The sequence below is a fragment of the Streptomyces alkaliphilus genome, assembly GCF_014141535.1.
GTDB classification, from domain to species: Bacteria; Actinomycetota; Actinomycetes; order Streptomycetales; family Streptomycetaceae; genus Streptomyces; species Streptomyces alkaliphilus.
Genome location: NZ_VKHT01000176.1, coordinates 1 through 6,758, shown reverse-complemented (window position 1 = coordinate 6,758; position 6,758 = coordinate 1). Strand labels below are relative to the sequence as shown.

Here is a 6,758-nt window from a genome sequence, read left to right as displayed (position 1 = left end):
CCGACGCACCGAGGGCCGGGGCCGGCCGGCCCCGGCGCGGCTCCCGCCCCGGCCCGACCCCGGAGGCGGAGCTGTCGGCGGACGACGCCCGCCGCCTCGCGTTGCGCGCCCAGGGTCTGCTGGGCGCTCCCGACCGCCGCGCCGGCGTGCACGGCATGCTGCGCCGGCTGGGCGCGGTGCAGCTGGACACCATCTCCGTCCTGGCCCGCTCGCACGAGTTGGTCCCCTACGCCCGGCTGGGCGCCGTCGGCAGGCCCGCCGTGGAGGCCGCCTACTGGACCCCGGGTCACTCCTTCGAGTACTGGTCGCACGCGGCCTGCGTCCTGCCCATCGAGGACTGGCCGCTGTTCGCCTTCCGGCGCCGGGCCCACCGGGAACGGGGATACCGCTGGCACCGGCTGGAGGACACCGGGACGGCTCTGACCGCGGTCCGCGAGCGGCTCGCCGCCGAGGGGCCGCTGACCGCGACCGAGCTGGGTGGCGCCAAGCGCGGCGGCCCCTGGTGGGACTGGTCGCAGACGAAGATCGCCGTGGAGTGGCTGTTGGACGTGGGTGAGGTGGTCTGCCGCGAGCGGCGCGGCTGGAAACGGGTGTACGAACTCGCCGACCGGGCCGTCCCGGGGGAGTTGTTCCACGACGACCTCGACGACGAGAGCTGCGTGCGGAAGCTGGTGAGCCGGGCGGGGCGGGCCCTGGGCGTGGCGACCGTCGCCGACCTGGCCGACCAGCACCGGCTGTCCAACGCCTCGGTCGCGAAGGCCCTGCCCCACACCGATCTGGTGCCGGTGGCGGTCGACGGATGGTCGGAGCCGGCGTGGGCCGACCCGGCCGCGCTGCGGGAGCCCCCGCGCGGTCGGCACCGCACCACCCTGCTGTCCCCCTTCGACTCCCTGATCTGGGACCGGCGCCGCACCGAGCGGATCTTCGGCATGGCGCACCGGCTGGAGGCGTACACCCCGAAGGAGAAGCGGATCCACGGCTACTTCGCGATGCCGGTGCTCGCCGGGGGACACCTGGTCGCCCGGGTGGACCCGGCCCGCGAGCGGGGCGGGGTGCTGATCGCCCGGCGGGTCGGTTTCGAGGGCACGTCCGCCGCGGCGCGGCGGTCCGCGCCGGCGGTGGCCGCCGCGCTGCGGGAGGCCGCGGGCTGGGTGGCGGCCGAAAGGATCCGGGTGGAGCGGGTGGTGCCGGCGACCGCCGCGCCGGCACTGGTGGAGGCACTCGGAGAGGCGACGGAGTTCGCGCCGGAGGCCGGCGGGTCGTAGCCGGGGCGGCCGGCGGGCCGGCCGCTCAGCCCCCCTCGAGATCGAGGATCTTCTCCCGCACGGCGTAGACCACGGCCTCCATCCGGGAGTGCAGTTGCAGCTTCTCCAGGATGTTCCGGACGTGGTTCTTGACGGTGTTCTCGCTGATGTACAGGTCGCGGGCGATCTCCCGGTTGTTCCTCCCGGTGGCGACGAGCTTGAGGACCTCCAGCTCGCGGGCGGTCAACCGGGGCGCCGGCACCAGCCGTTGCTCCTCGCCGGTGCGCTGGACCATCGCCTTGAACTCGGTCAACAGCTTCACCGCCATCGAGGGGCTGATCTGGGACTGCCCGTCGGCCACGGCCCGGATCGCGGCGGTGACCTCGTCGGTGGAGATCTCCTTGAGCAGGTAGCCGGTGGCACCCGCCTTGATCGCCTCGTAGAGGTCGGCCTCCTCGTCGCTGATCGTCAACATGATGATCCGCGCGCTGGGGGCCACCTCCTTGATGGCGGTGCACGCCTCGATCCCGCCCCGGCGGGGCATCCGCACGTCCATCAGCACGATGTCCGGGAGCAGGTCGGCGGCTTTCTCCACGGCCTCCGAGCCGTCGCCCGCCTCGCCCACCACCAGGATGTCCGGCTCGTGGGCGAGCACGATCTCCAGGCCGCGACGGAAGAGTTCGTGATCGTCGACGACCAGGACCCGGATCGGCTCCGCGCGGTGATCCCCGGGCGCGGGACCGTCGGCCGCGGTCCCGGGGCCGAAGCCGTTGACCATGATCCCTCTTCTCCCCCGTGAGCCGGTGCGTTCCCGATCGGGCGCCAAGGGAGACCGATCGGGTTCGGGCCATGATTCCACGGTCCGGGCGCGGTCCGTCGCATCACGGATGGCGGGGCCGGTTCCGGGCCGAAGAGCGACCGAAGAACGGCCGGGGAACGACGGCACGGTACCGGGACCGTCGACGGAGCGCCGGGAACGGCACCCGGTGGGGGCTCCGGACATCCGGCGGCTCCGGTCGTCCGGGAGGCGAAATCCCCGGGGCCCGGGCCGGTGGGTCGCGCGGGCCACCGCGCGTCCCACCGGCCCGGGCCCCGGCGCCGTGCGGTCAGGTACCCAAGGAGTCCCCGGCCTCCGGCGGAGCGGATTCCGCCAGCGGGTCGTTCTCCAACCGGATCACCCCGTAGTCGTAGGCGTGCCGGCGATAGACGACGCTGGGCTGCTTGGAGTCGGCGTCCACGAACAGGTAGAAGTCGTGGCCCACCAGCTCCATCTCGTAGAGCGCCTGGTCCAGCGACATGGGGGCGGCGGCGTGGGTCTTCTCCCGGACCACCAGCGGTCCGTCGCCCTCGACCTCGAGCGGGCCGACCCGCCGGATCTGCGGCTCCTCCTTCTCCTCCGGGGAGGCCGGGCCCAATTCCCCGTCGCCGTTGATGGTGGCGGCGCCGATGACCGTGGCGGGCACGGCGCTCGCGGGGATGCGGTCACGACCGCGCCGGGAGGTGCGCTTGTCGTGCCGCCTGCGCAGACGGGTCTCGAGCTTCTCCACCGCCAGGTCCAGGGCGCCGTAGGGGTCGGAGGCGGATGCCTCGGCCCTGATCACCGGGCCCCGGTGCCGCAACGTGATCTCCACCCGGTCGGAGCGGTCCGCCTGCCGGGGGTTGGGCTCCTTGGACACTTCCACGTCGAGGCTGAGGACCTTCGTGTCGATCCTCTGGATTTTGTCGATCTTGAGCTTCTCGGCCACGTGCCTCCGGAAGCGCTCCGGCACCTCCGTCTTGCGGCCCTTGACGACAATGTCCACGCAGAACTCCGTTCCCGGGCGGGCCGCCACCGGCGGTCGCCGCCCTTGGTGCACCGGGTCCGAGGGGTCCGGGGGATCTTCCGGCGCTCCCCTCGGGTTACATCGGGGTGCGGCTCCCACCTCCTCGATCCGGATCCCTCCGAGCGTCTCCGGGCGCCTGCCCGAAGAACTCCTCACCGGCGGCGGGGACGGTTGCCCCCGTGGGACACGGGAGCGGAACCACACGTCCCGGGGCCCCGCCCGCGCACCGGTACGTCACTCCATACCCGGGGGTGAAGCGGCAAACCCGCGCCATGCCCTCAACCCCTCTCGGGAGCGTCCACCTCGTCCGGCCCCGGAGGTGCCGATCCCCGGTTCGCGCAGCTCCGGCGCCCGATGGGAGGGGCCGGCGGTGGAAGGTTCTGTTCCTCGAAAATACCTCCGGTCAGGGGGGTGCGGCACCCGCTGGACGGCCCCCTCGGGATCCGATCGGCCCCCTGTGGCCGATGGGGCCCGTCTGCCCCGGGGGGCGCCCCTCGGGAACCGGGTGGTGTCCGGGGTCCCCGGCCGGCCGTCGGCGGATGACCCCGGCGCTCTCACCGGCTCGGCCCCACCTCGGGTCGACCACCCGGCGGCGGCCCCGCGACCACCGCCGCCACCAGCGCGGCCGTGAGATCGTCCGCCGGCCCGCGGGACGGCCCTGCCGCCGCGACCCAACCGGCCTCGCGGAGCGCCCGGGCGGCCTCCGCGAGCGTCGCCCCGGTGGTGATCAGGTCGTCCACGAGCACCACCGGTCCCGAGCCGGCCACGGTGGAGGCGGGCGGGCGGACGGCGACCAGCGCCCCGGCCAGGTTCTCCCACCGCTCGGCCGCCCCCAGTCCCACCTGGTCGGCCGCCGGACGACTCCGTCCCAGACAGGGCACCACCCGCGCGCCGTGTCCCGAGCGGCGCAGACAGGCGGCGGCCGCGCGGGCGATCCGCAGCACCGGGTCGTGGCCGCGCCGGGCCACCGCCGCCCGTTCCGAGGGAATCGGGACCAGCCGCACCAGCTCGCCGGGGCGGGGTCGGGCCCGCGCGGCCGACACCGCCGCCCACACCGCCCCCGCCAGGGCGACGCCCAGCGGACCGGCCAGGGGCAGCCGGCCGCGCTCCTTGTGGGCCAGCAGCACCGCGCGGGTCTGATCCGCGTACACCGCCGCGGCGAGCACCGGCGGCAGCCCGGGCGGCTCGGGACGCGGCCGGATGCGGCGCGGCCCCTCCCGGGTCAGCAGCCCGCGGCAGGGACCGCACAGCAGGGCTCCCCGCCCGGCGCACCCCGCGCAGGCCGCGGGCAGCACCAGGGAGACCAGTTCCTCGGGCCATCGCGGCCCCGGTCCGAGCACCCGACCACTGTGGCGGACCCGGGGTGACCCGGGCCACCCCTGTGGAAAAACGCCGTGCCGATCCGAGTGGTTTCGGCCGCCCCGGTACCGGCCGCGGGCCGTTGGAACCCCACCCGCCGGGGTCAGCCCGGATAAACCGGTCCGGTGCCGTCCGCCATGACCACCTTCCACTGGGCGTCCTGCTGCTGGAGCCGGGCCACCCCGTCCGCCGACTCCGCCAGCAGCGGCCGGTCCTCGCGTTCCGAGGCGGTCACCCCGGTCACGTCGCTCAGGCCGGGCACCGGGGCGGCCGGCACCGTCGAACCGTCCACACCCACGTACTGGATCTGGTCCACGCCGCCCTCGGGACGGCCGGCCACGACCAACCGCCCGGCTCCGGCCCACGAGGCGGCCACCACGTTCTCCAGGTGCGGCGCGATCGGCCGCAGACCGTCCACGACCACGGCGGGGCCCGCGTCGTCACCGGCGCGGCCGTCCTCCCCCGCGCGGCCGTCGTCCGCCGGGTCCGCCGAGCGCTCGATCCGTCCCAGGTACAGGGCGGTGCGCTCGCGCTGCGAGATCAGCAACGCCACCCGGGTCCCGTCGGAGGAGACCCGCAGCGACTCCAGCCGCTGTCCGGAGCGCAGACCCCGCACCTCGACCTCCTGCGGGACCGTCCCGCCGCGCGGGAGTCGGTACAGCGCACCGGTGCCGCCGGAGACCGCCTCCGCGTCCCGGTCGGCGAACCACAGGTCCCCCAGGCCGTCCCAGCTCGGGGTGGAGACACCGCCGACCGGAGCCGTGAAGGGGGCGTCGGCCGTGTCGGGATCCCCGCCGTCCCCGGCGCCGCCCGGCTCCTCGGAACCATCCGCCGTGCCGGTCGCCCCGGCGTCATCGGCTCCCCCGTCGGTGTCACCCCCGTCGACGGGGTCGGTTTCCCCGGCCCCCTCCTCCGACAGCGCGCCGCCAGGGGAGCCCGTGCCACTGGCGGAAACGTACAAAGGTTCGCCGAGGGTGTCGGCGTCGCCCGTCAACTCGGTCACCCACACGGTGGATCCGTCCGCCGAGACGGCCGCCGCCACCTCCTCGTCCCGGCGCACCGCCACCGCGCGCGGCCCCGGGCCCTCACGACCCAGCGGACCGGCCACCGGGCGCGGCTGTCCCTCCTCCTCGATCGCGACCAGGCGCCGCTCATCGTCCAGCAGGTACTGCCGCTCCTGGGTGCCGATCAACAACCCCGGCGCCCGGGTCTGGGCCTCCAACGAGGTCAGGGAACACAGCTCCCGGCCCGCCCGGGTCGCCAGCCGGACCTCGGTGACCTCGGCGGAGCCCACCCCCCGCACGGTGTGCAGGGTCTGGGCCGCCATCCGTTCGCACAGGGTGCGCCCCGTGTCCGCGGGGAGACCGGCCAGGCGCAGGGTCAGCACCCCCGACTCGTCCGGCGCCGGCCGGCTGTCGCCCATCAGCCGCGCGCCCTCCGGGAAGTACGTCCTCACCACCGGCTCCAGCCAGGGGCTCGGCCCCTCTATCAGCGCGGCGACGGCCTCGCCCACCGGATCCACCCGGCTGCGCACCTGGATCGGATCGGCCACCAGCACTCCCGAGGCGCCCGGCACCGGGCTCGCCTCCGGGCCGACGTCCGCGTAGTAGTAGCGGTTGACCGCGCGGTGGATGCGGCGGAAGTCCGACTCGCCCAGCACCAGCCCGTCGGGTAGCCGGTCGATCCGCCACTCGTCGTCCACCTGCACCAGCGACAGCCGCTCCCGGTAGGTGCCCTCGTCCGGGCCGTACACGTGCCCCCCGTCCACCACCGCCAGGCGGGTGCCGGAGATCTCGAAGGCGAAGCCGGTGCCGTCGAGCGCCGGATCCGCCGGGCGGCCGGCCAGCAACGGGCCGTCCGCCAACACCGTGGTGCCGGCCATCGGGTCCCAGTTCTCGGCGGCCTCGGGGGTCAGGTACTCGCGGGCGGTCGCGTAGTCCGCCTCGTCGCTGGTGATCGCCTCCAGGAAACCGCGCGCGATGTCCTGCGGCAGCGCTCCGGGCTGGGGGCTGACCCCGAAGACCCGCACCTGGCTGTCGGCGTCCGCCCGACGATCCGAGTCCACCCGCTGCACGGACCCCGAGCCCGGCATCGAGGCACAGCCGCTCAGCAACAGCCCGCAGGCCACCAGCGCGCCGCCCAGGCGGCGCAGCCGCCCGGCCCGGGAGGCACCCGCGGAAACCCCGCCCGAAGTCCTGTCGGAAACCCTGTCGGACATCCCGTGGCGAATCGTCGGGCCGAAGGCCGCGCGCTCCGCCGTCCCGTCGCCCGGGAGCCTTCCCTCACCGTCCACGGCCGGCCTCCTCTCGACTCTCCCCGCCCCGCCCGGGTC

The 6,758-nt window shown here is 75.3% G+C and carries 5 protein-coding genes; 1 reads left to right on the top strand and 4 read right to left on the bottom strand.

Features of this window, described 5'->3' with window-relative positions:
• The first annotated feature begins 71 nt into the window (after positions 1-71).
• Positions 72-1,265 (top strand): winged helix-turn-helix domain-containing protein, encoded by a 1,194-nt coding sequence (locus FNQ90_RS08375; protein WP_228470966.1) that lies wholly within the window; start codon positions 72-74, stop codon positions 1,263-1,265.
• Between the two features lie 25 nt (positions 1,266-1,290).
• On the opposite strand, the gene FNQ90_RS08370 is transcribed toward FNQ90_RS08375, so the two are convergent.
• The 4 genes from FNQ90_RS08370 to FNQ90_RS28075 form a co-directional block, all read right to left on the bottom strand.
• Positions 1,291-2,022: a response regulator gene (locus FNQ90_RS08370; RefSeq protein ID WP_143619786.1), complete on the bottom strand. Its 732-nt coding sequence runs from the start codon at positions 2,020-2,022 to the stop codon at positions 1,291-1,293.
• A gap of 328 nt (positions 2,023-2,350) precedes the next feature.
• Positions 2,351-3,046: a ribosome hibernation-promoting factor, HPF/YfiA family gene (gene hpf, locus FNQ90_RS08365; RefSeq protein ID WP_143619787.1), complete on the bottom strand. Its 696-nt coding sequence runs from the start codon at positions 3,044-3,046 to the stop codon at positions 2,351-2,353.
• 575 nt (positions 3,047-3,621) lie between these two features.
• On the bottom strand, positions 3,622-4,407 hold the full coding sequence (locus tag FNQ90_RS08360; RefSeq protein ID WP_182605787.1) for a ComF family protein: 786 nt from the start codon (positions 4,405-4,407) through the stop codon (positions 3,622-3,624).
• Between the two features lie 122 nt (positions 4,408-4,529).
• On the bottom strand, positions 4,530-6,758 hold a 2,229-nt coding region (locus FNQ90_RS28075), incomplete at its 5' end, for an LpqB family beta-propeller domain-containing protein (protein WP_267133029.1).